The sequence below is a fragment of the Microbacterium sp. NPDC003461 genome, assembly GCF_053588335.1.
Genome location: NZ_JBSFPT010000001.1, coordinates 237,764 through 261,322 on the forward strand (window position 1 = coordinate 237,764; position 23,559 = coordinate 261,322).

General features: G+C 73.3%; 25 protein-coding genes and 1 tRNA gene. 17 read left to right on the forward strand and 9 right to left on the reverse strand.

Annotated elements, in window-relative coordinates; genetic code table 11:
* The first annotated feature begins 8 nt into the window (after positions 1-8).
* The 11 genes from ACWDR7_RS01135 (at position 9) to ACWDR7_RS01185 (ending at position 9,361) form a co-directional block, all read left to right on the forward strand.
* Entirely contained in the window at positions 9-416 is a 408-nt protein-coding gene (locus tag ACWDR7_RS01135; RefSeq protein ID WP_449853094.1) for a Fur family transcriptional regulator, read from the forward strand.
* Between the two features lie 61 nt (positions 417-477).
* Positions 478-1,488 carry a permease gene (locus ACWDR7_RS01140; RefSeq protein WP_449853095.1) on the forward strand — a complete coding sequence of 337 codons (1,011 nt, stop codon included), beginning with the start codon at positions 478-480 and terminating at the stop codon, positions 1,486-1,488.
* A complete protein-coding gene (locus tag ACWDR7_RS01145; protein ID WP_449853096.1) occupies positions 1,481-2,248 on the forward strand; it encodes a TIGR03943 family putative permease subunit in 768 nt (255 codons plus the stop codon). Before ACWDR7_RS01140 ends, ACWDR7_RS01145 begins: the two co-directional genes overlap by 8 nt.
* Complete coding sequence (locus tag ACWDR7_RS01150; RefSeq protein ID WP_449853097.1) at positions 2,238-3,641, forward strand: hypothetical protein; 1,404 nt, start codon at positions 2,238-2,240, stop codon at positions 3,639-3,641. Before ACWDR7_RS01145 ends, ACWDR7_RS01150 begins: the two co-directional genes overlap by 11 nt.
* On the forward strand, positions 3,638-4,312 hold the full coding sequence (locus ACWDR7_RS01155) for a DNA-3-methyladenine glycosylase (protein WP_449853098.1): 675 nt from the start codon (positions 3,638-3,640) through the stop codon (positions 4,310-4,312). The genes ACWDR7_RS01150 and ACWDR7_RS01155 overlap by 4 nt, the downstream gene beginning before the upstream one ends.
* A gap of 550 nt (positions 4,313-4,862) precedes the next feature.
* A complete protein-coding gene (gene rpmB / locus ACWDR7_RS01160) occupies positions 4,863-5,099 on the forward strand; it encodes a 50S ribosomal protein L28 (RefSeq protein WP_261166782.1) in 237 nt (78 codons plus the stop codon).
* Positions 5,099-5,269 carry a 50S ribosomal protein L33 gene (gene rpmG / locus ACWDR7_RS01165; RefSeq protein ID WP_067026508.1) on the forward strand — a complete coding sequence of 57 codons (171 nt, stop codon included), beginning with the start codon at positions 5,099-5,101 and terminating at the stop codon, positions 5,267-5,269. The genes rpmB and rpmG overlap by 1 nt, the downstream gene beginning before the upstream one ends.
* A 3-nt stretch (positions 5,270-5,272) precedes the next feature.
* Positions 5,273-5,578 (forward strand): 30S ribosomal protein S14, encoded by a 306-nt coding sequence (gene rpsN / locus ACWDR7_RS01170; protein WP_449853099.1) that lies wholly within the window; start codon positions 5,273-5,275, stop codon positions 5,576-5,578.
* 126 nt (positions 5,579-5,704) lie between these two features.
* The gene (locus tag ACWDR7_RS01175; RefSeq protein WP_449853100.1) at positions 5,705-6,835 is read left to right on the forward strand and encodes an alpha/beta hydrolase; all 1,131 of its coding nucleotides are present in this window, start codon (positions 5,705-5,707) and stop codon (positions 6,833-6,835) included.
* Positions 6,836-7,028: 193 nt separating this feature from the next.
* Complete coding sequence (locus ACWDR7_RS01180) at positions 7,029-7,316, forward strand: HU family DNA-binding protein (RefSeq protein WP_261166787.1); 288 nt, start codon at positions 7,029-7,031, stop codon at positions 7,314-7,316.
* 77 nt (positions 7,317-7,393) lie between these two features.
* On the forward strand, positions 7,394-9,361 hold the full coding sequence (locus tag ACWDR7_RS01185; RefSeq protein WP_449853101.1) for a cytochrome c oxidase assembly protein: 1,968 nt from the start codon (positions 7,394-7,396) through the stop codon (positions 9,359-9,361).
* 43 nt (positions 9,362-9,404) lie between these two features.
* Here the strand turns inward: ACWDR7_RS01185 and ACWDR7_RS01190 are convergent, their stop codons facing one another.
* Positions 9,405-10,532 (reverse strand): hypothetical protein, encoded by a 1,128-nt coding sequence (locus tag ACWDR7_RS01190; protein WP_449853102.1) that lies wholly within the window; start codon positions 10,530-10,532, stop codon positions 9,405-9,407.
* Positions 10,533-10,628: 96 nt separating this feature from the next.
* On the opposite strand from ACWDR7_RS01190, the gene ACWDR7_RS01195 reads away from it, so the two are divergent.
* The 4 genes from ACWDR7_RS01195 to ACWDR7_RS01210 all read left to right on the forward strand — a co-directional run bounded on the left by ACWDR7_RS01195 (position 10,629) and on the right by ACWDR7_RS01210 (position 15,864).
* Complete coding sequence (locus ACWDR7_RS01195) at positions 10,629-11,999, forward strand: ATP-dependent DNA helicase (protein ID WP_449853103.1); 1,371 nt, start codon at positions 10,629-10,631, stop codon at positions 11,997-11,999.
* Between the two features lie 126 nt (positions 12,000-12,125).
* Complete coding sequence (locus ACWDR7_RS01200) at positions 12,126-13,412, forward strand: serine hydrolase domain-containing protein (RefSeq protein WP_449853104.1); 1,287 nt, start codon at positions 12,126-12,128, stop codon at positions 13,410-13,412.
* Positions 13,412-14,326: an EamA family transporter gene (locus tag ACWDR7_RS01205; protein WP_449853105.1), complete on the forward strand. Its 915-nt coding sequence runs from the start codon at positions 13,412-13,414 to the stop codon at positions 14,324-14,326. The genes ACWDR7_RS01200 and ACWDR7_RS01205 overlap by 1 nt, the downstream gene beginning before the upstream one ends.
* Before the next feature lie 44 nt (positions 14,327-14,370).
* Positions 14,371-15,864, forward strand: a complete 1,494-nt coding sequence (locus ACWDR7_RS01210) for a carboxylesterase/lipase family protein (protein ID WP_449853106.1) — start codon at positions 14,371-14,373, stop codon at positions 15,862-15,864.
* Between the two features lie 8 nt (positions 15,865-15,872).
* On the opposite strand, the gene ACWDR7_RS01215 is transcribed toward ACWDR7_RS01210, so the two are convergent.
* The 3 genes from ACWDR7_RS01215 to ACWDR7_RS01225 all read right to left on the reverse strand — a co-directional run bounded on the left by ACWDR7_RS01215 (position 15,873) and on the right by ACWDR7_RS01225 (position 17,484).
* Positions 15,873-16,199: a hypothetical protein gene (locus ACWDR7_RS01215; protein ID WP_449853107.1), complete on the reverse strand. Its 327-nt coding sequence runs from the start codon at positions 16,197-16,199 to the stop codon at positions 15,873-15,875.
* Positions 16,200-16,223: 24 nt separating this feature from the next.
* Complete coding sequence (locus tag ACWDR7_RS01220; RefSeq protein ID WP_449853108.1) at positions 16,224-16,841, reverse strand: flavodoxin family protein; 618 nt, start codon at positions 16,839-16,841, stop codon at positions 16,224-16,226.
* A 232-nt stretch (positions 16,842-17,073) separates the two neighbouring features.
* Entirely contained in the window at positions 17,074-17,484 is a 411-nt protein-coding gene (locus ACWDR7_RS01225) for a nitroreductase/quinone reductase family protein (RefSeq protein ID WP_449853109.1), read from the reverse strand.
* Between the two features lie 108 nt (positions 17,485-17,592).
* Here ACWDR7_RS01225 and ACWDR7_RS01230 point away from each other — a divergent pair, with 108 nt between their 5' ends.
* Entirely contained in the window at positions 17,593-18,990 is a 1,398-nt protein-coding gene (locus tag ACWDR7_RS01230; RefSeq protein ID WP_449853110.1) for a GmrSD restriction endonuclease domain-containing protein, read from the forward strand.
* A gap of 39 nt (positions 18,991-19,029) precedes the next feature.
* On the opposite strand, the gene ACWDR7_RS01235 is transcribed toward ACWDR7_RS01230, so the two are convergent.
* Together ACWDR7_RS01235 and ACWDR7_RS01240 are read right to left on the reverse strand one after the other, a co-directional pair.
* Positions 19,030-19,103, reverse strand: a tRNA-Gly gene (locus tag ACWDR7_RS01235).
* Positions 19,104-19,208: 105 nt separating this feature from the next.
* A complete protein-coding gene (locus ACWDR7_RS01240) occupies positions 19,209-19,697 on the reverse strand; it encodes a hypothetical protein (protein ID WP_449853111.1) in 489 nt (162 codons plus the stop codon).
* Positions 19,698-19,828: 131 nt separating this feature from the next.
* Here ACWDR7_RS01240 and dcd point away from each other — a divergent pair, with 131 nt between their 5' ends.
* On the forward strand, positions 19,829-20,422 hold the full coding sequence (dcd, locus tag ACWDR7_RS01245; protein ID WP_449853112.1) for a dCTP deaminase: 594 nt from the start codon (positions 19,829-19,831) through the stop codon (positions 20,420-20,422).
* Between the two features lie 6 nt (positions 20,423-20,428).
* Here the strand turns inward: dcd and poxB are convergent, their stop codons facing one another.
* From poxB to ACWDR7_RS01260, 3 genes are all read right to left on the reverse strand, one after another.
* Complete coding sequence (gene poxB / locus ACWDR7_RS01250; protein ID WP_449853113.1) at positions 20,429-22,153, reverse strand: ubiquinone-dependent pyruvate dehydrogenase; 1,725 nt, start codon at positions 22,151-22,153, stop codon at positions 20,429-20,431.
* 85 nt (positions 22,154-22,238) lie between these two features.
* Positions 22,239-22,604, reverse strand: a complete 366-nt coding sequence (locus ACWDR7_RS01255; RefSeq protein ID WP_449853114.1) for a YchJ family protein — start codon at positions 22,602-22,604, stop codon at positions 22,239-22,241.
* A gap of 70 nt (positions 22,605-22,674) precedes the next feature.
* Positions 22,675-23,304: a hypothetical protein gene (locus ACWDR7_RS01260; RefSeq protein ID WP_449853115.1), complete on the reverse strand. Its 630-nt coding sequence runs from the start codon at positions 23,302-23,304 to the stop codon at positions 22,675-22,677.
* Positions 23,305-23,559: the final 255 nt, after the last annotated feature.

The window sequence follows — 23,559 nt, forward strand, 5'->3', positions numbered from 1 at the left end:
TCGGGATCATGGCGCAGCGGAACACATGGCAGCGCGAGCGGGTGCGCGACGCGCTGGGCGAGGCCGCCGGCTTCGTGAGCGCGCAGACCCTGCATCAGTCACTGCGCGAGGCCGAGACGGGCATCGGCCTGGCCACGGTCTACCGCGCCCTCGCGGGCCTGACGGCCGCGGGCGAGGCGGACTCCCTGCAGAGCCCCGACGGCGAGGCGCTCTACCGCGCATGCCGCAGCACCGGCCACCACCACCACCTCATCTGCCGCTCGTGCGGCCGCGCCGTCGAGATCGAGGCGCACGCCGTGGAGCAGTGGGCGCGCGACACCGCCGCCGCGCACGGCTTCACCGAGGCCGAGCACGTCGTCGACATCTTCGGGCTGTGCGAGGAATGCTCGGCCAAGAAGGCCGCGGCCGGGGCGTGACCCGAGCCGGCCGTCGTCCGGAGCCGCGCACCCGCCGCACAACGAAGGCAGATCGAGCACGATGACCACGATTCAGGCGCCCGTTCGCCGTCGCGCGCGCGTTCTTCCTTCTTTGTGCATCGGCCTCGTCGTCGTGGCGGCGCTGTTCGCGTTCGACGCCTTCGCGCCCGCGCTGTTCGAGGCCGAGCTGCCCTCGCGCGCGCAGGATGGGCTCACCCTCGCGCTGAGCGTGCTCATCGAGGCGCTGCCCTTCGTGACGCTCGGCGTCGTCCTCTCCATCGCGGTGCAGGTGTGGCTGCCCGACGGCGTGATCGAGCGGATCCTGCCGCGCGCGGGCTGGGCGCGCCGGGCCGTGCTGTCGCTGCTGGGCATGTTCATCCCCGTGTGCGAGTGCGGGAACGTTCCCTTCGCGCGCGGCCTGCTCATGCGCGGCGTCGGACCGAGCGACGCCCTGGCGCTCCTCGTGGCGGCGCCGATCGTCAACCCGATCGTCATCCTCACCACCCACCAGGCCTTCGGCTGGAGCGACGGCATCCTCGTGGCGCGGCTGCTCGGCGGCTACGCCATCGCCAACCTCGTCGCCTGGCTGTACAGCCGCCACCCCGACCCGCAGCGCATGCTCACGGAGCGGTTCGCGCAGACGTGCGAGGTCGTCGCGAACGAGCCCGGATCGCGCGCGCGGCGCAGCATCGCGCAGCTGGTGGTCGAGCTGCGCGCGGTGATGCCGGCCCTCGTCATCGGATCGGCCCTCGCCGGCGCCGTGCAGGTGCTCGTGCCGCGCAACGCGCTCGTCGCGATCGGCTCCAACCCCGTGCTGTCGATCGTCGCGATGATGCTGCTGGCCGTGACCGTGGCGATCTGCTCGAACGTCGACGCATTCTTCGCGCTCTCGTTCGCCTCGACGTTCTCGCCCGGGTCGCTCGTGGCCTTCCTGCTCGTCGGGCCGATCGTCGACGTCAAGATGCTCGCGCTGATGCGCACGACGTTCACGTGGCGCGTGCTCTCGGGGATCGTCGTCGTCGTCGTCCTGTCGGCATTCGCGATCGGGATCGGGGTGAACCTCCTTGCGTAGCCGCCTCGGATCCCTCGGCACGCGCTGGCTCGGCGTGGGCCTCGCGGCGGTGCTCGCCGTCGTCACGATCGGCCTCGCGTGGACCGACCGCCTGGCCCTGTACATCAACCCTGCCCAGACGTGGTTCGCCGTCGGGATGGCGGTGATCGTGCTGATCGGCGCCGTCGCGTCGTTCGCGCTGCCCCTGGGCGCCGAGGCCGACCACGGGCACGACCACGGCGACGACGACCACGCGCACGGCGAGCGGTCGCCGCGCGTCGCGCTCGCCGTCGGCGCGGTGGGCGGCGTGCTCGCGACGGGCGTGGCGGCCGGCGCCATCCTGCTGCCGCCTGCGTCGCTGTCGGTCGACCTGGCGATGGAGCGCGACACCGGCACGGCGCCGCTGTTCGCGGGCGCCGACGACGTCGTGCTCGCGGCCGGCTCGGACACGAGCGGCTTCGGGGTGGGCGACTGGGCGGCGGTGTTCGCGCGCGCGACGAGCCCCGACGCGTTCGACGGCGCCGAGGTGACCCTCACGGGCTTCGTCACGCCCGCGGGCGAGGGGGAGGACGGCATCCGCCTGGGACGCCTCGTCATCACCCACTGCGTCATCGACGCGCAGCCCGCCTCGCTCCCCGTCGCGCCCGTCGAGGGCGAGTTCCCCGTGGGCGGATGGATCGAGGTCGAGGGCGTCGTCTCCGCCACCGCCGAGGGGGAGCTGGTCGTGGAGCCGGCATCGGTGACCGAGGTGCCCGAGCCCGAGGATCCGTATGAGTACTGACCGCATCCCGCGCCGCGCCGCACGCCTGCGGTCCGCGCGGCGCCACTTCGCCGCGGCCTTCGCCGCCGTCGTCGCGGCGCTCGCCGTGCTCGCCGGCGCGGGCGCCGCCGTGAGCCTGTCGCAGGGGCCGCGCGTGAGCGACGCGCAGGTCGATCCGGCCGCCGCCATCGAGGTGGCCGGCGCCCGGGCGATCCTCACCGCCAATCAGGCGCTCGCCCCGATCGATCCCGCCCAGGTGGTCGTGGAACCGGAGGCGGCGCACACCGTCGAGGCGGCCGGCCGTGCCGTGGGCGTGCGCTTCACGGCGCCGCTCGACGCCGACACCGAGTACCGCGTCTCCGTCGAGGGGGTGCGCGGGGTCGGCGGCGGGCCCGCGGCCACGCTCGAGACCACCTTCCGCACGCCGCCCGCCGAGGTGCTCATCCTGGAGCGCAGCGAGGACGGGGACGACACCATCTACCGCGCCGGCCTGGACGGCGAGCGCGTGGCGGTGGTGAGCCACCCCGAGATCGACGACTTCCGTGCCACGAGCGACGCCATCGTCGTGTCGGTGCGGGAGGGCGGTCGCGCGCGGCTGATCGTGACGGATCGGGACGGCGGGGACCCGCGCGACGTCGCGCTGCCGGGCGATGGGATCATCGCGAGCCTGCAGGTGTCCGAGCGGGGCGGCACCATCGGATACACCTACACCGACCTCGACGCCGCCACCGGCATGCAGTCGGTGCTGCACTTGTCGTCGCTGCGCGATCCGGGGGCGGATGCCGTGCCCGTCGAGGTGGGCGACGAGGCTCCGAGCGTGGACCGCTGGCGGTTCGTGCCCGACTCGTCGGCGCTGCTCATGATCGACTTCGACGGCGAGCTCATCCTCGTCGAGCCGGACGGCGCCGATCCGGCCTTCCTCGGCACGGCCGTGACGATCGACGCCGTCACGCGCGGCACCTACACGGCGGTGGTGGAGCGGATCGACGCCGGGCTCGTCACCCTCGACCTGGCCACGGGCGAGGAGACGCCGATCACCGAGGCCGATCCCGAGCCGGGCACGCTCGGCTTCATCGCGCCCCTCCCCGACGGCGACTCGGTGCGCCGCTACGCCGTGCTCGGCGACGACGGCCTGCCGGCCGCGGCCTCGATCGCGCACGTGACCGCCGAGGGGCAGGCGCGCGAGCTGCTGCACGTGGCGGCGCCCGACGTCGTGCAGCAGGTGTGCGTCTCGCCGAGCGGCCAGTACGTCGCCGTGCTCGTCGCCCCCGACCTCATCGACAACCCGTACGATATGGCCGCCCAGCCGATGCCCCGCACGCTCGAGACGCGGATCGTCGAGGTCGACTCCGGCGAGCAGGTGGGCGCGCTGCGCGGCTTCGACATCTCGTGGTGCCAGGTGGGGCCCTGGTGAGCGGGCTGCGGCCTGCCACCCGCGACGACCTGCTGCCGCTCGCGGTGGAGGTGGCGCCCCGTCTGCTCGGCGCCGTGCTCACCACGGTGGTCGACGCGGGGTCGGGCCCCGAGACGGTGGCGGTGCGCATCACCGAGGTGGAGGCGTACCACGGCGCCGGATCGGGTGACGTGCCGGATCCCGGATCGCACGCGCGCATGGGGCGCACGGCGCGCAACGCGACGATGTGGGGCGAGCCCGGGCATCTCTACGTGTACCTCAGCCACGGCATCCACTCGTGCGTCAACGTCGTGTGCGGGCCCGCCGGCCGCGGCGACGGCTGCCTGCTGCGCGCCGGTGAGATCGTGCGCGGCGCCGACATCGCCCGCCGCCGCCGGCACGTGCGAGGCGTGGCCAGGACCGATCGCGACCTCGCCCGCGGCCCCGGCCGTCTCGGCGACGCCGTCGGCCTGCGCCACCCCCTGCACGATGGCATCGACGCGGTCGCCGGTGGCGAGCTCGGAGGGGCGGTGGCCCGCCTCGAGCTGCCCGTCACGCCGCTGGCGGAGTACGCCACCGGGCCGCGCGTGGGCGTTGCCGGCATCGCCGGCACGTCTGCCTACCCCTGGCGCTTCTGGATCCCGGACGACCCCACGGTCTCCCCCTTCCGCCCCGGCCGAGGAGCTGTGTGAGGCGGTCGACCCCCCCCGGTCGAAGCGACCACCGCAACTGCCATGGTCGCTTCGCTCGCACAGTGATCGGTTCGACGTGATCGGTTGCTGAACGGAGCGGCGGAGCCGCGGAGATGAAGCGACCACCGCAACCGAGCCCACGGGCCGAACTGCGGACACGCTCTGTGCGGCCCGACCGCTCACTCTGCGATGGGCGCCGCGAAGCGGCGCCCGAGCGTGCGGGCGCCATTGCGCCCGCCCCACGCGCGGCCGTCGCGACGCGACGGTCCGAGCCCGCAAGTGCACGCCGAAGGCGTGCGCGCAGCGGGCGAGTCCCGCGTGCGCGGCTGACGCGGCCCCCGCGACAGCCCGAGCCCGAGGAGCGGCCCCGCGAAGCGGGGTCCGACGAGGGCGAGAGTTCTGGTAGTGTAGAACACTGTCTGCGCGCACTCCTGCGCGTAGTTCGTGCATTCCCCACCTGAACACAGCCCGCGAGGGCGGGTGCGGCATGTGCAGACAAGAGATCTTGGGTGGTCCCGTCCGGGGTCACGGTATTGAAGGAGAGTGAACCATGGCTGCTGTGTGCCAGGTGACCGGCGCCACGCCTGGATTCGGTCACAACATTTCGCACTCGCACCGACGGACGAAGCGTCGCTTCGACCCGAACGTGCAGAAGAAGACGTACTACGTTCCGTCGCTCGGCCGTAAGGTCACGCTGAACGTCTCGGCCAAGGGCATCAAGGTCATCGACGCCCGCGGCATCGAGTCGGTCGTCAAGGACCTGATCGCGAAGGGTGTGAAGCTCTAATGGCCAAGAAGGCTCAGGACATCCGTCCGATCATCAAGCTGCGTTCGACCGCGGGCACGGGCTACACCTACGTGACCAAGAAGAACCGCCGCAACAACCCCGATCGCCTCGTGCTGAAGAAGTACGACCCGGTCGTCCGCAAGCACGTCGAGTTCCGAGAGGAGCGTTGATCCATGGCCAAGAAGAGCAAGATCGCGCGTAACGAGCAGCGCAAGGTCATCGTGGCCCGCTACGCCGAGCAGCGCGCGCAGCTGAAGAAGACGCTCGTCGACCCGAACGCGTCGGACGACGAGCGCGAGGCCGCCCGCGTCGGCCTGCAGAAGCTGCCCCGCAACGCCTCGCCGGTGCGCGTGCGTTCGCGTGACGCCATCGACGGCCGCCCCCGCGGTGTGCTGACGAAGTTCGGCATCTCGCGTGTGCGCTTCCGCGACATGGCGCACCGTGGCGAGCTGCCCGGCGTGACCAAGTCGAGCTGGTAATCAGCTCGACTTTGGCGGCACCGTCGTCCTGGTAAGCACCAGAGCAGCGACAAGGGCGGGATCTCCTCCGGGAGGTCCCGCCCTTTCGCGTCGGCGGCCCCATCGCCGCGCCGATAGCATCGGCGTATGCAGCTGGATCCGCTCTTCGCCGAGCGACTGAGGCGCGAGCGCAAGTACTGGGTCTCCCAGGCGCTGCGCCGCCTGAAGACGCGTCTGGGCTGGCCCTGGTTCATGCGGCCGACGGCCGAGCAGGGCGTGGAGGCGGCCAGCCCCGCCGAGAAGGACGTCGCGCGCCGTGCCGCCCGCGCCGAGACGCAGAAGGCCATCAGGGAGCACCGCCCGCACGCCTCGCAACGGCGCGCAGCGCACCGGCGCCAGGCGAGGAACTGGGATCGCAAGGAGCTCGCGAAGTCGGGCGTGCCGGGCCCGGAGGTGCGCACGGCCGAGCACGTCGTGCCGGTCGAGGGCTACCCCGATGTGCGGGTGCGCGTCTACTACCCGACGGCCGACTGGGACATCGCCGCCGAGGGGCCGATCCCCGCCTGCCTGACGTTCTTCGGAGGCGCGTTCCGGATCGGCGGGATCGATTTCCCCACGACCGACGCCGTGAACCGGCGGCGCGCGGCCGAGGCCCGCGTGGCGATGGTGGCGGTCGACTACGCGCTCGCTCCCGAGCAGAGGTTCCCCACCCAGGTGGAGCAGGGGCTCGCCGCGCTGCGCTGGCTCTTCGACCGGGCCGACGAGCTCGGGTTCGACGCGGGCCGGGTCGCCCTGCAGGGCACGTCGGCCGGTGGCAACATCGCCGCCGCCGTGGCCCTGGCCAACCGCGACAGGGACGCCCTGCCCCTGCGCGGCCAGCTGCTCGAGGTGCCGGTGGTCGATCTCACCGGCCGCCACATCGACTTCGCCGCCACGCGCGCGCTCGGCATCCCGACCATCATCATGGCGCGCGAGCTCCTCTCCGTCGCGCGCACGTACCTGCCGCACCGGCGCGACGCGAAGAACCCGCTGGCCTCGCCGATCCGGGCCGCGTCGCTGGCCGGGCTGCCGCCCGCCGTGGTCTTCACGGCCGAGTACGACCCGCTGCGGGGCGACGGCGCGGCGTACGCGGCGGCGCTGCGCGAGGCCGGCGTCGAGGCCAGCGCGGTGCAGTACCTGGGCGTGCCGCACGACGCCGCGGTGTACGCCGGGGTGCTGCCCGCCGCGCGCCGCTGGCACCGCGACGTCGTGGCCGCGCTGCGTCTGCTGCACGACTGACGGGCGGCCTCATCCGTCACATCCGTCACGCCGCGGGGGCGACACGCCGCCCGGATTGCGGCAAAAGCCGCGAAAATCCGCGGAATGCCGGGGCTCGTTGATACATTCAAGGCGGTCGAACGACCACCCGGGGGCAACCGCTCCCGGCCGATAACACCACGTTCTGCGGCGTCCTTCGCCGCTGGAGGATGACATGGCCGACAAGAACATCACCAAGACCGAGCTCGTTGCGAGCATCGCGAGCGCGACCGGTCAGAGCCAGGCCGCCGTCTCGGGCGTGCTCGACGCGCTCTTCACGACCGTGTCCGAGGCCGTCGCCAAGGGCTCGAAGGTCTCGATCCCCGGCTGGATCGCCTTCGAGCAGGTCGAGACCGCCGCTCGCACCGGCCGCAACCCGCAGACCGGCGCCGAGATCAAGATCCCGGCCGGCAAGCGCGTCAAGGTGACCGCCGGCTCGAAGCTGAAGAGCGCCGTCAAGTAAGACCGCGTTCCCAGGGCCGCCCTCCGGGGCGGCCCTTTTCGCGTCTTCGTTCAGGCGGCGCGAAATAGGCTGATCGGGTGACTCCCCGCCTCCTGCGCGTCGCCGGCCCGGCGATCCTGCTCCTCGCCGCCGTCGCGGCCGTCGCGTGGGCGCTCGCCTTCGCGGGCGGGGCGGATCCCCTGGCGATCGGCGACGCCGGGCCCCTCGTGCGGTGGGGCCTGCCGGTGGCCAAGCTGCTCGTGAACCTCTCGGCCGCGGCGATGCTCGGCTCGCTCGTGCTGGCGCTGTTCGCCATGCGTCAGGGCGAGCGGGAGTTCGACGCCTCGCTCGACACCGCCTCGATCGGCGCCGCCGTGTTCACCGTGGCGTCGGGCACGGTGGCCTTCCTCACCTTCCTCGACGTGTTCAACGCGCAGCTGAGCGCCGGTCCGGAGTTCGGCGCGCAGCTGGGCCGGTTCCTCGTCGACACCGAGCTCGGCCGCACGTGGCTGATCACGACGGTCGTCGCCGCGCTCGTCACGGTCCTCGCCTTCGCGGTGCGGGGCTGGATCCCCACCCTCCTCACGGCCGCGCTGGCCGCGGTCTCGCTCCTGCCGATGGCCACCCAGGGGCACTCGGGCGACCTCGCCACGCACGGGCTCGTCGTCACGACCATGGCGATCCACATCCTCGGCGCCGCGGCGTGGCTCGGCGGCCTGCTGCTGCTCGTCGTGGTGCGGCCGCTCCTCGAGGCCGACCGCGTGCGCACGGTGCTGGAGCGCTACTCGTCGATCGCGCTCGTGGCGTTCCTGCTCGTCGCGGCCAGCGGCGTCATCCGCTCGTTCGCCGCGCTCACCTCGCCGGTTCAGCTCGTCACGACGCCCTACGGCATCGTCATGAGCGTCAAGATCGTCGCGCTGCTCGCGATGGGCGCGCTCGGCGCCTGGTACCGCGCGCGGCTCATCGCCCGCGAGCGCCGCGGCGCGTTCTGGTGGGTGATCGCCCTCGAGCTCGCGCTCATGGGCATCGCCTCGGGCGCCGCCGCCGCCCTCGCCCGATCCGCCCCGCCCGTCGGCGAGGACGCGCCGCTCGCGCAGACGCCCGCCGAGATCCTCTCCGAGGCGCCGCTGCCCCCCGAGCTCACCCCCGCGCGGCTGCTCACCGAGTGGGAGCTCGACCCGCTGTGGCTGCTCGTGGGCGTCTTCGGCATCGCGTTCTACCTGGCCGGCGTGTGGCGGCTGCGCCGCCGCGGCGACGCGTGGTCGCTGTACCGCACGGCGCTGTGGGTGCTGGGCATGCTGCTGCTCATCTGGGTGACCAACGGGCCGCTCAACGCGTACGGCCACTACCTGTTCAGCGCGCACATGCTGCTGCACATGCTGCTGAGCATGGCGATCCCGCTGCTGCTCGTGCCCGGCGCGCCCGTCACGCTTGCGGCCCGCGCCATCCATCGTCGCGAGGACGGATCGCGTGGTGCGCGCGAGTGGATCCTGTGGGCTGTGCACAGCCCCGTCGCGCGCGTGCTGACGCATCCGCTCGTGGCGGCGGGCATCTTCATCGGATCGCTGTGGCTGTTCTACTTCAGCGACCTGTTCCGGTGGAGCCTGTACGACCACCTCGGCCACGAGTGGATGGTCGCGCACTTCCTCATCTCGGGCTATCTGTTCGTGCTGTCGCTCGTCGGCATCGATCCCGTGCCGTACCGACTGCCCTACGCGGGCCGGCTCGTCACGCTCATCGTCGTGATGGCGATGCACGCCTTCTTCGGCATCGCCATCATGAGCCAGACGGGCCTCATGGTGGCCGAGTGGTACGGCGCGATGGGCCGCACCTGGGGCCCCACGCCGCTGGAGGACCAGTACATCGGCGGCGGGATCGCGTGGTCGATCGGCGAGATACCCACGCTCATCACGGCCATCACGGTCGCGATCCAGTGGAGCCGCAGCGACGAGCGGCAGCAGCGGCGCAGCGACCGTCACGCCGACCGCACGGGCGACGCCGAGCTCGAGGCGTACAACGCCCGGCTCGCGGCGCTCGCGGAGCGCGACCAGCGCGCGGGCATCTAGCCGCGGGCATCCAGCCGCGACGCCCCGGGCCGGGCGTGGGGCGTCAGCCCTCGAGCAGCGGGGCGCCGATCCGGATCTGCGCCGTGCCGTCGGCGAGGATCTCGACGGTGCCGTCGATCGTGAACGGCACGTCCTCCGAGACGTGGGTGATGCGGCCGGTGGCGATGGACTGCACGTCCATCTCGATGTGGGCGAGGCCGCTCGCCTCGGCGATGCGCCAGTACGCGCCGTCCGGGACCAGCTCGATCGGCGGCTCCTGCACGACCGACCAGGTGGGCAGGGTGCCGGCGGCCAGGCGGTTCTCCAGCGACACCCAGAAGGGGCACCCGGCCGGCTGCAGCACCTGCTGCGAGGCGCACTGCGCGGTGAGGAAGCTGCTCACCTGCTCCGCGACGACGTCGAGGAACTCGGGCGTCGGCGCGGCCTGCAGGTCGAAGGCGGTCGCCGTGAGCGGCTCGTCCACCAGGGCGCGCTGCGGCTCGGCGGCGGTGGTGGGCGTGTCGACGGAGACCTCGTAGATGCCCGGCGCGAAGGCGAGCAGCGACACGGGCGCGAGCGGATCCGCGTCGACGCCGTCGGGGGAGACCTGGCGCTTGTCGATCTCGAACCCGTTCACGGCGAAGCTCATGGAGCCGTGCACCCCCACCTGCACGACGGCGAGGGGGCTGCGGGCGAAGCTCCACGCCGGCACGAGGCCGCTCCAGCCGGACGGGGAGATCCGGAAGGTGGACTCGGCCGTCGTGCCGTCGATCCGGTACGCGACCGTGACCTCGGTGTCGCCGTCGACCTGTCGCTCCTCGACCGCGTGGATGTCGGTGAGGTCGTAGCCGAGCGCGGTGGAGCGCAGCAGGGCGTCGTGCGCGGAGGCGGGCAGGCCCGCCGCCTCGAGCTCGGCGGTGTCGACGGCCACGCCGTCGACGGCCAGCGCGTCGGCCGCCCGGCCCTCGGCGATCAGCTGCACGTATCGCTCGGCGAACGCGCTCGGGCCCCAGAAGCCGCGGTACAGCGAGGCGAACCCGGCGGCGATCGCCGCGATCAGCAGCGCGCCGATCACGACCGTCATCGCGATCTCCAGGCCCGTCCACCTGCGGGGTGACGGTGCCGCGGGGGCGGCGACGGCGCCCGCCGGCGGGTCGGCCAGTGCCGTCTCGCCCCGCTCCCCCTGCTGCATGGCGACAGTCTATGAACGCCGCTTGCGCGACGCCTGGGCATCGCCCCGGTCGATATGCGACCGAGATGCGCCGCCCGCGCGCCCTAGCATGGACGGGTGAGCGCGCCCGTCCTGTCCGCGGAGCAGGAAGCCCTGTTCCGCCTCATCGAGGACACGCGCGAGCACGTCTTCATCACGGGTCGCGCCGGCACCGGCAAGTCCACCCTCCTGCGCCATCTCACGTGGAACACGAGCAAGCAGATCGCGATCTGCGCGCCCACCGGCGTGGCCGCGCTCAACGTGGAGGGGCAGACGATCCACTCGCTCTTCCGCCTGCCGATCGGCCTGATCGCCGACAGCGACCTGGATCAGAACGAGGCCACCCGCAAGATCCTGAACGCGATCGACACGCTCGTGATCGACGAGATCTCGATGGTGAACGCGGATCTCATGGACGGGATCGACCGGGCCCTGCGGCAGGCGCGGGGGCGGCGGGCGGAGCCGTTCGGCGGCGTGCAGATCGTGATGTTCGGCGACCCGTACCAGCTGGCGCCCGTGCCGCCGCGCGGCGACGAGGCGCGGTACATCGCCGATCACTACCGCTCGTTCTGGTTCTTCGACGCGCACGTGTGGGCGGGGCAGGCGCCGGCGTCCGACGGGCTGATCGACCTCGGCAGGCACGGGGCCGATCTGCACATCCGCGAGCTCACCCATATCCACCGCCAGTCGGACGACGGATTCAAGGCGATGCTGAACGCCGTGCGCTATGGGCGGGTGACGAAGGAGATCGCCGACGTCCTGAACGCCACGGGCGCGCGCACGCCGCCGGACGATCCGCACGATCCGGTCATCACGCTCGCCACGCGCAACGACCGCGTGAACGCGATCAACGCCAAGCACCTGGCCCAGCTGCCGGGGCGCGAGCAGAAGGCGCGGGCCGACATCAGCGGCGACTTCGGCCGCGGCGACGCGTACCCGGCCGACGAGGAGCTGAAGCTGAAGGTCGGGGCGCAGGTGATGTTCCTGCGCAACGACGCGGGCGCCAAGGGCGAGCCGCCGCGCTGGGTGAACGGCACGATCGGCACCGTCACGAAGATCGTGGGCGACACGGTGCGGGTGGAGGTGGACCACGAGGAGTTCGAGGTGGAGCCCTCGGTGTGGGAGAAGTACCGCTACGCGTACGACCCGCACACCCGCAAGCTCACGCGCGAGGTCGTGGCCGAGTTCACCCAGTTCCCGCTGCGCCTGGCGTGGGCGGTGACGATCCACAAGTCGCAGGGCAAGACCTACGATCGCGCCATCGTCGACCTCGGCGCCGGCGCCTTCGCCCCCGGCCAGACCTATGTGGCGCTCAGCCGGCTCACCTCGCTCGACGGCCTCTACCTGACCCGCCCGCTGCGGCCGAGCGACATCCGCGTCGACGAGGACGTCCGCCGCTTCATGCGCGGCGTGTGGGAGCGCCAGGGCGCCCAGATGCGCGTGAGCTGACGCCGAGCCCGCGCCCGCTCGCCGAGCCCGCGCCCGATCCGGGGCGGGTTCGCGGATCGAGGGCGGGTTCGCGGGGAGGGACGGCCGCCACGGCTTAGACTCGAGTTTCCGGACCGAGGGAGTGGAATGCGGAGCAAGGCACGGCGCGGCGCGGCCGCGCTCTCGGCGCTGATGGCGATCGGTCTGGCGCTGACGGCGTGCTCGGAGTCGCGGGCCGCAGACGTCGCGCTGCCGTCGCAGGTCGAGGCCGAGCTGCCGGGCGAGACCGTCGACCAGCTGCGCGGGGCCGTCGACCATGCCGTGCAGGCCTCGGGCGCAACCGGCGCGATCGTCGGCGTCTGGGTGCCGTGGAGCGGCACGTGGGTGGCCGGCGTGGGCACGACCGAGCCGGAGGGCGCCGGATCCGAGGTGACGACCGACATGTCGTTCCGGATCGGCGACGTCACGCGGGCGATGACGTGCGACGTGCTGTACGACCTGGCGAAGGAGGGCACGCTCGACCTCGGCGACTCGATCACCGAGCACGTGCCCAGCGTCCCCGACCTGGCCGCGGAGGATCCGGGCGACATCACGCTGCAGCAGCTGTGCGACGGCACGAGCGGGCTGGGTGAGTCGTGGAGCACGGCCGCCGACGCCGTCTACACCACCCCCGCCCGGGAGTGGAACCCCCGCGAGCTCGCCTCCTACGGCCTCGCTCAGGAGCGCGGCGTGCCGGGCGCGGCGTACCGCGACTCGGATGTGGCCTACCTGCTGCTCGGTCAGGCGCTGGAGAACGCGTCTGGCCACCGCGCGTCCACGCTGATGAACCAGTACGTGTTCGAGCCGGGCGGGCTGCGGCAGACGGCGCTGCCGGGCGACGCGGCCGCCGTGCCGTCGACGACGTCCCGTCATCTGCCGGGCTATGTCTCGTCCCAGGCCGACCGCGACGCCGGATGCGTGGCGCCCGCCGACTACAGCGAGCTCTCGGCGAGCGTGGGCTTCACCGACTCGGGCGTCGTCTCGACCATCGGCGACCTCGGGCGCTACGGCCAGATCCTGGCCGCGAACTCGCTCGCGGAGAAGGACAACGGCCGCTTCGACCACAACCTCCCCGTCAACCCCGACGCCGACACCTGGTTCCAGTACGGCGGGGGCGCCTTCCAGGCCGGCACGCTCCTCGGGCAGCAGGGGTCCATCCCCGGCTACGCCGCGAGCGTGTGGGCCGATCCGGCCACGGGGATGGCAGTGGCGGTCGTGCTGAACAACTCGGCCTCGGAGGGCGGGATCGTCGGCCTGCTCGGTCGCGAGCTGGCGGCCATCGCCTCGAAGGCGCCGGCCGCCTCCGGCCAGACGCAGCCGGAGTTCGGGCTGCCGTGGACGGCGGAGTCGATGCACGAGGCGGTCGCCGCCAGCGCGATCTGCCCGATCGGCTAGTGGCCGCGCCGCCGGTGCACCACGACGGGGGCGCCGCGGCGCGGCAGGGCGCCCCCGTCGCACTCGGCCTCGTCGTGCTCGGGCTGGCCTGCCAGGAGATCGGCGCGTCGATCGCCGTGCTGCTGTTCCCGCACGCCGGCCCGCTCGGCATCGTGATGCTGCGCCTGGTGTTCTCGGCGCTCATCCTGCTCGCCATCGCCCGCCCGTCGCTGCGCGGGCGCTCGCGGTCGGACTGGGCCGCGGTCGTGCGCTTCGGCGCCGTGCTCGCCCTCATGAACGGCACGTTCTACCTCGCGCTCGAGCGCCTGGATCTGGGCGTGACGGTCACGATCGAGGTGCTCGGGCCGCTCGCGCTCTCGGTCGCGCTGGCCCGCGGCCGCGCGGCCTGGCTGTGGGCGGGGCTCGCGCTCGCCGGCGTGGCGGCGCTCGGCGCCGGCGGGTGGGGCGAGCTCGACCCGGTCGGCGTGGCCTTCGCGCTCGTGGCGGCCGTGAGCTGGGCGGGCTACATCCGCGGCAGCGCCGCCGTGGGCCGCGCTTTCCCGCGGCTCGACGGGCTCGCGCTCGCGATCGCGGTCGGCGCGGTGCTCGCCCTGCCCTTCGGCATCGTCGATGCGGGCGCCGCGCTGCTCGATCCCTCGCTGCTGGCGCTGGGCGCCGCCGTCGCGCTGCTGTCGTCCACCATCCCGTACGCGGCCGAGCTGGCGGCGCTGCGGCGCCTCAGCGAGTCGGCGTTCGGCGTGCTCATGAGCCTCGGCCCGGCCACCGCCGCGCTCGCCGGCTTCCTCATCCTGGGCCAGCGACTGGAGTGGCTCGAGATCGCCGGCATCGCGCTCGTCGTCGTCGCGAGCGCCGGCGCGGTGTGGGCGGCGCGCGCGAGGGACGATCGCGCGCCCACGGTGGAGCCGGTGGCCTGACGCCCGCCTTGCGGCGGCGTCGCCGCGCCCCGTAGCGTCGCGGTGTGACGGGATCCCACACCGACGACGCGACGCGGACCACGACCGAGCGCAGCGCGCCCGAGGTGCGCGTCGACATGGGGCGTCTGCGCGGGGCCTGGCGCGGCGAGTGCGCGGTGTTCCTCGGCGTGCCGTACGGGCGCCCGCCGGTGGGGGAGCGGCGGTTCGCGGCGCCCGAGCCGGCCGAGGCCTGGGACGGCGTGCGCGACGCGACGCGGCCCGGCGCCACCCCGCAGCGCGGCGACACCGGTGTGACGCTCATCCCCGAGCCGTCGATCCCCGGCGACGACATCCTCAACCTCAACGTCTTCACGCCGTCGCTGGGGCCGGACGCGCGGCTTCCGGTGCTCGTGTACATCCACGGCGGGGGATACGTGTCGGGCTCGCCCGCCTCGCCCTGGTACGACGGCGCGCCGTTCGCCCGCGACGGCGTCGTGACGGTGGCGATCTCGTACCGGATCGGCTTCGACGGCTTCGGCTGGGTGAGCGACGGCGCGACCAACCGCGGCGTGCGCGACTGGCTGCTGGCGCTGGAGTGGGTGCAGCGCAACATCGCGGCGTTCGGGGGCGACCCGGATCGGGTGACGCTCGCGGGGCAGTCGGCGGGCGGCGGCGCGGTGCTCACGCTGCTGGGCATGCCCGCCGCGCAGCACCTCTTCCGCCACGCCTGGAGCATGTCGCCCACCGCCGTGACGATCCCCGAGGAGGCGGCGCAGTCGGTCTCGCGCGCGGTCGCGGCCGCGGCGGGCGTCGCCGGCCCCACCGCGGCCGCGTTCGCCGCCGTGCCGCCCGAGCGGCTGCACGATCTGCTGCCGAATCCCCTCAGCGGCGGGCTGGGCGCGCTGCGCCGCGCGCTGGACGGCGGGATCCCGAACATCGGCCCCTCGGTCGACGGCGAGCTGATCGTGCGGCCCACGATCGCGTCGCTCGCCGCGGGCACGGGGTCGGACAAGCCGCTCGTCGTCGGCGGGATGGACGACGAGTTCTCGATGATCGCCGACGACCTGCCGCGGGCGGTGCGGCTCGTGCCGCTGCCGCTGCTGCTGCGCGTGCTCGGGCTGCGGGGCGAGCGGCGCCGCGCGTACCTGGCGGCAAACGCCGAGCTGCGCGCCCGCGGCCCGCGGCGGCTGCTCGGCCGGTTCGTGAGCGACACCACGATGCGCCGCGACGTCGTGCGCGCCGCGCGGGCGCGAGCGGCGTCGCCCGACACGTGGGTCTACGCGTTCTCGTGGGTCTCGCCCACGCGGCACTGGGCGATGCACTGCCTCGACGTGCCGTTCTTCTTCGACGTGCTCGGTGCGCCGCAGGTGGATCGGGTGGCGGGGCCGAACCCGCCGGAGTCGCTGGCGCGGGCGTACCACGGGGCGGCGCTGTCGTTCATCCGCGAGGGTCGCGTCGACTGGCGGCGGTGGTCGGACGGCGACGTCGCGCGCGTGTTCGACGGCGCGGGCACGCACGACTCGCGCCGCGCCTACGCGGGCCTGATGCCGCTCGTCTGAGCCCGTGCTCAGACGCGGGTGGCGCCGAGCAGGATGACGAGCAGCACGATCGACACGAGCGCCGCGAGCGCCATGAGTGCGGCCAGCACGCGATTGCGCACCACCGGCCGGCGCACCGCGAAGGCGACGACGACCATGGCGATCGCCGCCGCCGCGACGATGCCGATCCCCGTGCCGGCCAGCGCCGGGCCGAGCGGCAGCGCGGCCGCGAGCGACGCGATGCCGGCGGCGGCCAGCAGCAGGCCGGGGATCAGCCACCAGCGGCGCCTGGGCGACTGCAGCACCGGCTGGTTGCGCATGAGCGTGGGGTCGTCGGGACCGCCGGGGGTGCTCATCCGATCCTCCTCGCCTCTGGCCGGTCAGGAAGCCGCGGGGTACGCGCGGGAGCGCAGCAGGCGGGCGAGGTGGGCGGCGTTGCGGGCCGCGCCGTCCATCGTGGAGGCCACCGACGGCGGCGTCTCGGGCAGGTCCTTGTAGTCGGTGGTGCTCATCGCCTCGCCGTTCCAGTACACGGCCGCCTGCGCGGGGATCGTGAAGCCGATGTCGCCCAGCGCCTGGAACAGGATCGCGGAGATGTGGTGGGCGCCGTCCTCGTTGCCCACGACGCCGGCGATCGCGACCTTGTCCCACAGGATCGGCCGCCCCTGCTCGTCCGTCGCCGACAGCTCGGCGTCCAGCCGCTCGAGCGCCCGCTGTGCCACGCTCGAGTGCTGACCGAGCCACGTCGGCGTCACGAAGACGAGGACGTCGGCATCGAGCACCTGCTGCCGGATCTCGGGCCACGCGTCGCCCTCGCCCATGTCGGCCTGCACACCGGGCGCGATGTCGTGGTCGACGAGGCGCAGCTCGTGCCCGTCGATGCCGTGCGCCGCGAGCCGCTCGAGCAGCTGGCGCGCCATGACGTGCGTGCTCGACTCCGCCGGCGACGGCTTGAGGGTGCAGTTCAGTGCGAGTGCCGTGATCTCGTTGTCCGCCATGAGCCCGACGCTACGCCGCGGGCGCGCGGGTGCCCATGCGCTTTCGCGCGGGCCGGGTGATCGCTACCATCCGCGGCCGGGTTCGCGGTTGCCGGCAGATCCGCGTGCTGCTCGGTCGTCGGATCCCGGTGCCCAGTCGTCGGATCGCTGGGCCGGGTGTGGCCACGAGGGTCGGATGCGTCATCCGAGCGCGCCGGGCTCCGGCGAGGGCGCGGGCGATCCGACGACCGCGTCAGCGGCGGCGCAGCTCGACGACGGGGATGACGCGGTCGGTGCGGCGCTCGTACTCGGCGAAGCCCGAGTTCATCTCTGTGAGCTGCCGCCACGCCTCGTCACGCTCCTCGCGCGGCAGATCCCGCGCCCGCACGGGCACGACGCCCTCGTCGGGCGTCTCGATCTCGACATCGGGGTGCGCGAGCAGGTTGTGGTACCAGGCCGGGTGCTCGGGCGCCCCGCCCTTCGATCCGACGACGTGCCACACGTCCGGCGCGTGCCGCCGCGCCGCGAGGGGCGCGACGCGCTCCGTGCCGCTCTTCGCGCCGATGTGGTGCAGCAGCACGAGCCCCCTGCCGAATCCCATGGTCGCGACGTTGCCGCCGTTCGCCCGGAACTCGTCAATGATCCGCTGGTTGAAGTCCGCCATGCGCGCCACGGTACTCCCGCGCGGGGTGGGCGCGGGCGGATACGCCTTACGCCCTGGCGCGGGCCGCCGATAGGGCTTTCTGGCAATCGGCGCGAAAGGCGAAAGACGATGGGGTTCGACCCTCCCGCCGGGTGGTACCCGGACCCGCAGGATCCTGACCGGAGCCGCTTCTGGGATGGCGCCCGATGGACCGAGGAGGTCACGCCGCCGCCTGCCGTCGGGATGATGCCGCCGCCCGCGGTGCAGCCCGAGACGCGAACCCGACGCGTGCCGGTGTGGCTGTGGGTCGTCATCGGGCTCGTCGGCGTGGTGATCGGGATCGTGCTGTCGCCGCTGTTCACCCTCATCTCGCTCGTGGTGCTGATCACCGCGATCGTCGGGCTGGTGAGGGGCACGCCGACGTGGCTGCGGCTGCGCTCCCGGCGCGCGGCACTGGCCGTGACCGCGGCCGCGGCGGCGATGTTCATGGTCACGGGGACGGTCGCGACGACGATCTATCCGAGCGATCCGGAGCCCGTGGCGGCCGAGGACGCCCCGCCGTCGGCGACGGCCGCTCCGACGCCGTCGCCGACTCCGAGTGTCACGGCGGAGCCGGTGGACGAGGAGATCACCGATGTGGCGTTCGAGGGGGAGACCACGACGGTCGCCGACGCCGGGGCCACCGCGGATCGGACGGCTCTCGCGGTTCTGGCGACGCTCGAGGTGAAGGGGCGCGCGCCGAAGACCGGTTACGACCGCGACCAGTTCGGGCAGCGGTGGCTGGACGTCGACCGCAACGGCTGCGACACCCGCAACGACGTTCTGGCGAGGGACCTCGCGGACGTCGTTCGGTCGGGGCCGTGCAAGGTGATGTCGGGCGTGCTCGCCGATCCGTTCACCGGCTCGACCATCGCGTTCGTCCGCGGGCAGGACACGTCGTCGCTGGTGCAGATCGACCACGTCGTGTCGCTCTCGGACGCGTGGCAGAAGGGCGCCCAGCAGCTGACGCCGGATCAGCGTGCGTCGTTCGCGAACGACCCCTTGAACCTGCTCGCCGTGGACGGCGCGGCCAATGCCCAGAAGGGCGACGGCGACGCGGCGACCTGGCTGCCGAAGAACAGGGCGTTCCGCTGCGCCTACGTCGCGCGCCAGGTGTCGGTGAAGGCGACGTACGGCCTGTGGGTGACGCAGGCGGAACACGACGCCATCGCGCGGGTTCTCGCCGACTGCCCGGACGAGCCCGCGCTCACGTCGGCATACGCGGCCCAGCCGCCGGCGCCGGCACCCGAGCCCGTCGTCGAGCCTGCTCCGGCTCCTCCAGCCCCCGCGCCCGCTCCTCCGGCTCCCGTGCCTGCGCCGGCCCCGCCGGCTCCGGAGCCCGCCCCGCCCGCACCGGCCCCGCCGGTCGAGGTCTCCTACGCCAACTGCGACGCCGTGCGCGCGGCCGGGGCGGCGCCCATCTACGAGGGCCAGCCCGGCTACTCGCGCAAGCTCGACCGAGACGGCGACGGCATCGGCTGCGAGTGAGGCAGCGGAGGTGACCCGCCGGACATCGCGTCTGAGAAGTGGAGGGGCTGACGGGAATCGAACCCGCGCTGTCTGCTTGGGAAGCAGAAGTTCTGCCATTGAACTACAGCCCCGCACGCGCCGGAGCGCGTGTCAGCCAGCATAACAGCGTCCGCCCGGCCGGTCGCAGGGCGCACGCCGAGGGCCGGCGCCCGCGAAGGCGCCGGCCCTCGCGGCGATCAGCGCTTGCCTGACACCGCCTTGCGCAGCGTGTTCAGCACGAGCAGGGCCGCGGCGCCGATGCCCGCGACGACCCACGGCTTGCGGCGGGCGAAGGACTTCGCCCGGGTGAGCATCGTGTCGGGGTCGCGGTTCGACACCCACTCCGACGCCTGCTTCAGGCCCTGCGACGCCTTGCCGGCCACGCCGCTCACGACGCCCTCGCCCTCGGCGAGCGAGCCGACCTTGTCGCCGGCCGCGCGCAGGCCCTCGGCCACCCTGTGCTGGCCGGTGGCGGCCTGGTCCTTCATGCCCGCCTCGGCCTTGGCGGCGGTCTCGCTCGCCTGCTCCTTGGCCTCCTCGACCTTCGCCGCGGCATCCTCCGACGCGGCGGCGGCCTCGGCGCGCGCCGCGCCCGCGACCTCCGCGGCCGCCTCCTTCGCGGCGTCCACCGTGCTCGGCGTCTTCTTCGCACCCGGGGTGCTCGTCGGGTTCTGCTCCTGCGACATGTGCGTCTCCTTCCGGACGTTCGGCGCTCGACTATCGATGTAACGCGCTCGCGGCGCCGGGCGCCTCCCGCTTGACGCACCGGGCCGGATGTGTCACGCGAGCGCGCGGGCGTGCCGTCTAGGCTGGTGCCGTGCTGCTCTCGGATCGCGACATCAAGGCCGAACTCGACTCGGGCCGGATCGGGCTGGATCCGCTGGATCTCGCGATGGTCCAGCCGTCGAGCGTGGATGTGCGGATCGACCGGTTCTTCCGGCTCTTCGACAACCACAAGTACCCGTTCATCGATCCGGCCGAGGACCAGCCCGACCTCACGCGCCTCGTGGAGGTCGCGGCGGACGAGCCGTTCGTGCTGCACCCGGGGGAGTTCGTGCTCGGCTCGACGTTCGAGACCGTCACGCTGCCCGACGACATCGCTGCGCGGCTGGAGGGCAAGTCGTCGCTCGGCCGCCTCGGCCTGCTGACGCACTCGACCGCAGGGTTCATCGATCCGGGCTTCTCCGGTCACGTCACGCTCGAGCTGTCGAACGTCGCGACGCTGCCGATCAAGCTGTGGCCGGGCATGAAGATCGGGCAGCTGTGCTTCTTCCGGCTCACCTCGCCCGCCGAGAACCCCTACGGCTCCGGCCCCTACGGCAACCGCTACCAGGGGCAGCGCGGCCCCACCGCGTCGCGCTCGTTCCAGTCGTTCCACCGCACCGACGTCTCGCTCGGCGCGCACGACTGAGGCGCGTCAGAGCAGCTGGCGCCAGTTCGCCCGCGCGAGGTCGAGCAGCTCGTCGCCGCGGCCCGACATCACGGTGCGCAGCGCATACAGGGCGAAGCCGCCCACCTGCTTGGCCGTGACGTTCGGCGGCATCGACAGCTCCTGGCGCTCGGTGACGACGTCGAGCACGGCCGGCCCGTCGTGGGCCAGGAACTCGGCCACGGCATCCGGCAGCTCGTCCGAGCGCTCGACGCGGATGCCGCGGATGCCGAGCGCCGCGGCCACGTCGGCGAAGTTCGGGTTGGTCAGGCCCGTGCCGTAGGTGACGAAGCCGGCCGCCTTCATCTCGAGCTCGACGAAGTTGAGCGACGCGTTGTTGTAGACGACGGTCTTCACCGGCAGCTCGTTCTGCGTGAGCGTGATGAGCTCGCCCAGCATCATCGCGAGCCCGCCGTCGCCCGCGAGCGCGACCACCTGGCGGCCGGGCGCCGCCGTCTGCGCGCCGATGCCGTGCATCAGCGCGTTGGCCATCGAGCCGTGGCTGAACGATCCGATGAGCCGGCGCCGGCCGTTCATCGCGAGGTAGCGCGCCGCCCACACGGTGGGCGATCCCACATCGGCGGTGAAGACGGCGTCGTCCGCGGCGGCCTCGTCGATCAGCCGCGTGAGGTACTGCGGGTGGATCGGCTCCGATCCGCGCCGCGGCACGGCCAGCTCGTCGAGCTTGGCCCGCGTGCGCAGGTAGTGGTCGCGCGCGTCGTCGAGGTGCGAGCGATCGCGGCCCTCGGCCAGGCGCGGCACGAGCGCGGCGGCGGTCGCGCCGACATCGCCCACGAGCCCGAGATCGAGCGGGTGGCGCCTGCCCAGCTGCGAGCCGCGGATGTCGACCTGGATCGTCTTGGCGTGATCCGGATAGAACTGCGGGTACGGGAAGTCGGTGCCGAGCATGAGCACGGCGTCGGAGGCGTCCATGGCGCGGTAGCCCGAGGCGAAGCCGAGCAGGCCCGTCATGCCCACGTCGAAGGGGTTGTCGTACTCGATGTGCTCCTTGCCGCGCAGGGCGTGCACGATCGGCGCGTTCAGGCGATCCGCGAGCGCGATGACCTCGTCGTGGCTGCCCGCCGCGCCGGCGCCGGCGAGGATCGTCACGCGCTTGGCGGCGTTGAGCAGCTCGGCGGCCCGATCGAGTTCGGCGTCGCTCGGGACGACGGTGGGGTTCGCGCGCCGGATGACGGAGGTGCGGTTCGACACGGCGTCGGCGAGGGCGACGTCGCCGGGGATCACGACGACCGCGACCCCCTGCTCCTCGACGGCCGTCCGCATCGCGATCTCGAGCACGCGCGGCATCTGGGCGGGGTCGGCCACGTACTCCACATACGAGCTGCACTCGCGGAACAGCTCCTGCGGGTGCGTCTCCTGGAAATAGTTGGTGCCGATCTCGGACGTCGGGATGTGCGCCGCGATCGCGAGCACCGGCACGCGCGAGCGATGCGCGTCGAAGAGCCCGTTGATGAGGTGCAGGTTGCCGGGCCCGCACGATCCCGCCACGACCGCCAGCTCGCCCGTCAGCGCCGCGTCGGCCGCGGCGGCGAAGGCGGCGGACTCCTCGTGGCGCACGTGCATCCATCGGATCGTGCCGTCCCGGCGCAGCGCGTCGGTGAACCCGTTGAGCGAATCTCCCGGGATGCCGTACACGCGCTCCACGCCGTTGGCGCGGAGGGTGGCGACGATGTTCTCTGCGACTGTGGTCATGCGGAACCCCCTGATCGGCCTGCTTCGAGGCTACTCCCGGGTGGGGCGGGCGGCGCGGGGCGGCAGGGCGCCGCGGGGTCGAGCGTCAGGCGGTATCGCCGTCGACGTAGACCCAGCGGCCGCCGCGCACCGCGAAGCGGCTGCGCTCCGTCATCGCGCCCGGCCCGTCTGGCGTGCGGTAGCGGGCCGTGAAGAGCACCTCGTCGCCCGCCGCCTCGCGGATCTCGAGCCCTGTCCATTCCGTGCCGTCATCCAGGTCGAGCGCGGCCGGGCGCGTGTGCGGGTGCCACGTGCGCAGCAGGTAGTCGGCGTCGCCCACGGCGAAGGCGCTGTAGCGCGAGCGCATGAGCTGCTCGGGCGTCTGCGCATGCCGCGCCCCGGTGTGCAGCGCCCCGCAGCAGGACGGGTACGGATCGCCGGATCCGCAGGGGCAGGCGCGCGCGAAGCTCACCGATCCAGCGTACGGCGATGCCCCGGGCCGGGAGGGTCCGGGGCATCGCCGGGCGGTGCGTGCCCGCGCATCAGGCGGCGCGGCCGCGGTCGAAGCCGGCGAGGAAGCCGCGCTCGAAGGCGCGGTGCGCCCTCATCCGCCCGCGTCGAAAGGGATGCTCCGGCTGGTCGGCGTCGGGTGCGCCGAGGTGGCGGCCCCATCGCGGGTGCGGGCGCATGCCGCCGTGGTCGTGGCCACGGCCGTGGTCGTGGTCGTGCTCGCGGTGGTGGCGGTGCGGGCGCTCGGGCATCCCGTCCTCCTCGCTCCAGCCGAGCGCGCGGGCGATGGCCTCGAGCGTGCGCAGGGTCGTGTCGAGGTCCTCGGCCGGCGCCGCGCCGGCGACGCGGGCGCGGACGGCGGCGACCTTCTCGGCGAGGTGCTCTTTGGCGGCTCGGCCGGCCCCGGTGAGGGACCAGCCGCCGTCGTCGAGGGCGATCCAGCCCAGCCCCGCCAGGTGCGCGAAGAGCTCGGGGTGGTCGTCGATCGCCGGAACGCGCGCCGATCCGTCGATGCGGTTCAGGATGCGCCAGTGCCGGCGGTCGATGGGCTCGTCGGCGAAGGCGGCGTCGATCTCGCGCGAGACGAGGCGATCGACCGCCTTGAGCCAGAAGGCCAGCGGACGGTCGGGGTGGTCGGGGGTGTGCGTGTCGTGGGTGCTCATGGCAGATCCTTCCGGGATCGGGTTGGGAGTTTCATGTCACGTGGCATATGCATGCACTATGACATGCGTCTCAAGTGCATGTCAAGTGGCATGTATCGTGGAGACGTGACTGCGCCCGATCCCGCTGACCAGATCGCCGCCGCGCTCGCGCGCCTGCGTGGGCTGCGTCCCGTCGCCGGCCGCCCCGGCCCCGACGGTGCGTCGCACGGGCCGCACGGGCACGGGCGCCGGCGCGGCCCGATGTCGTGGGGCGCC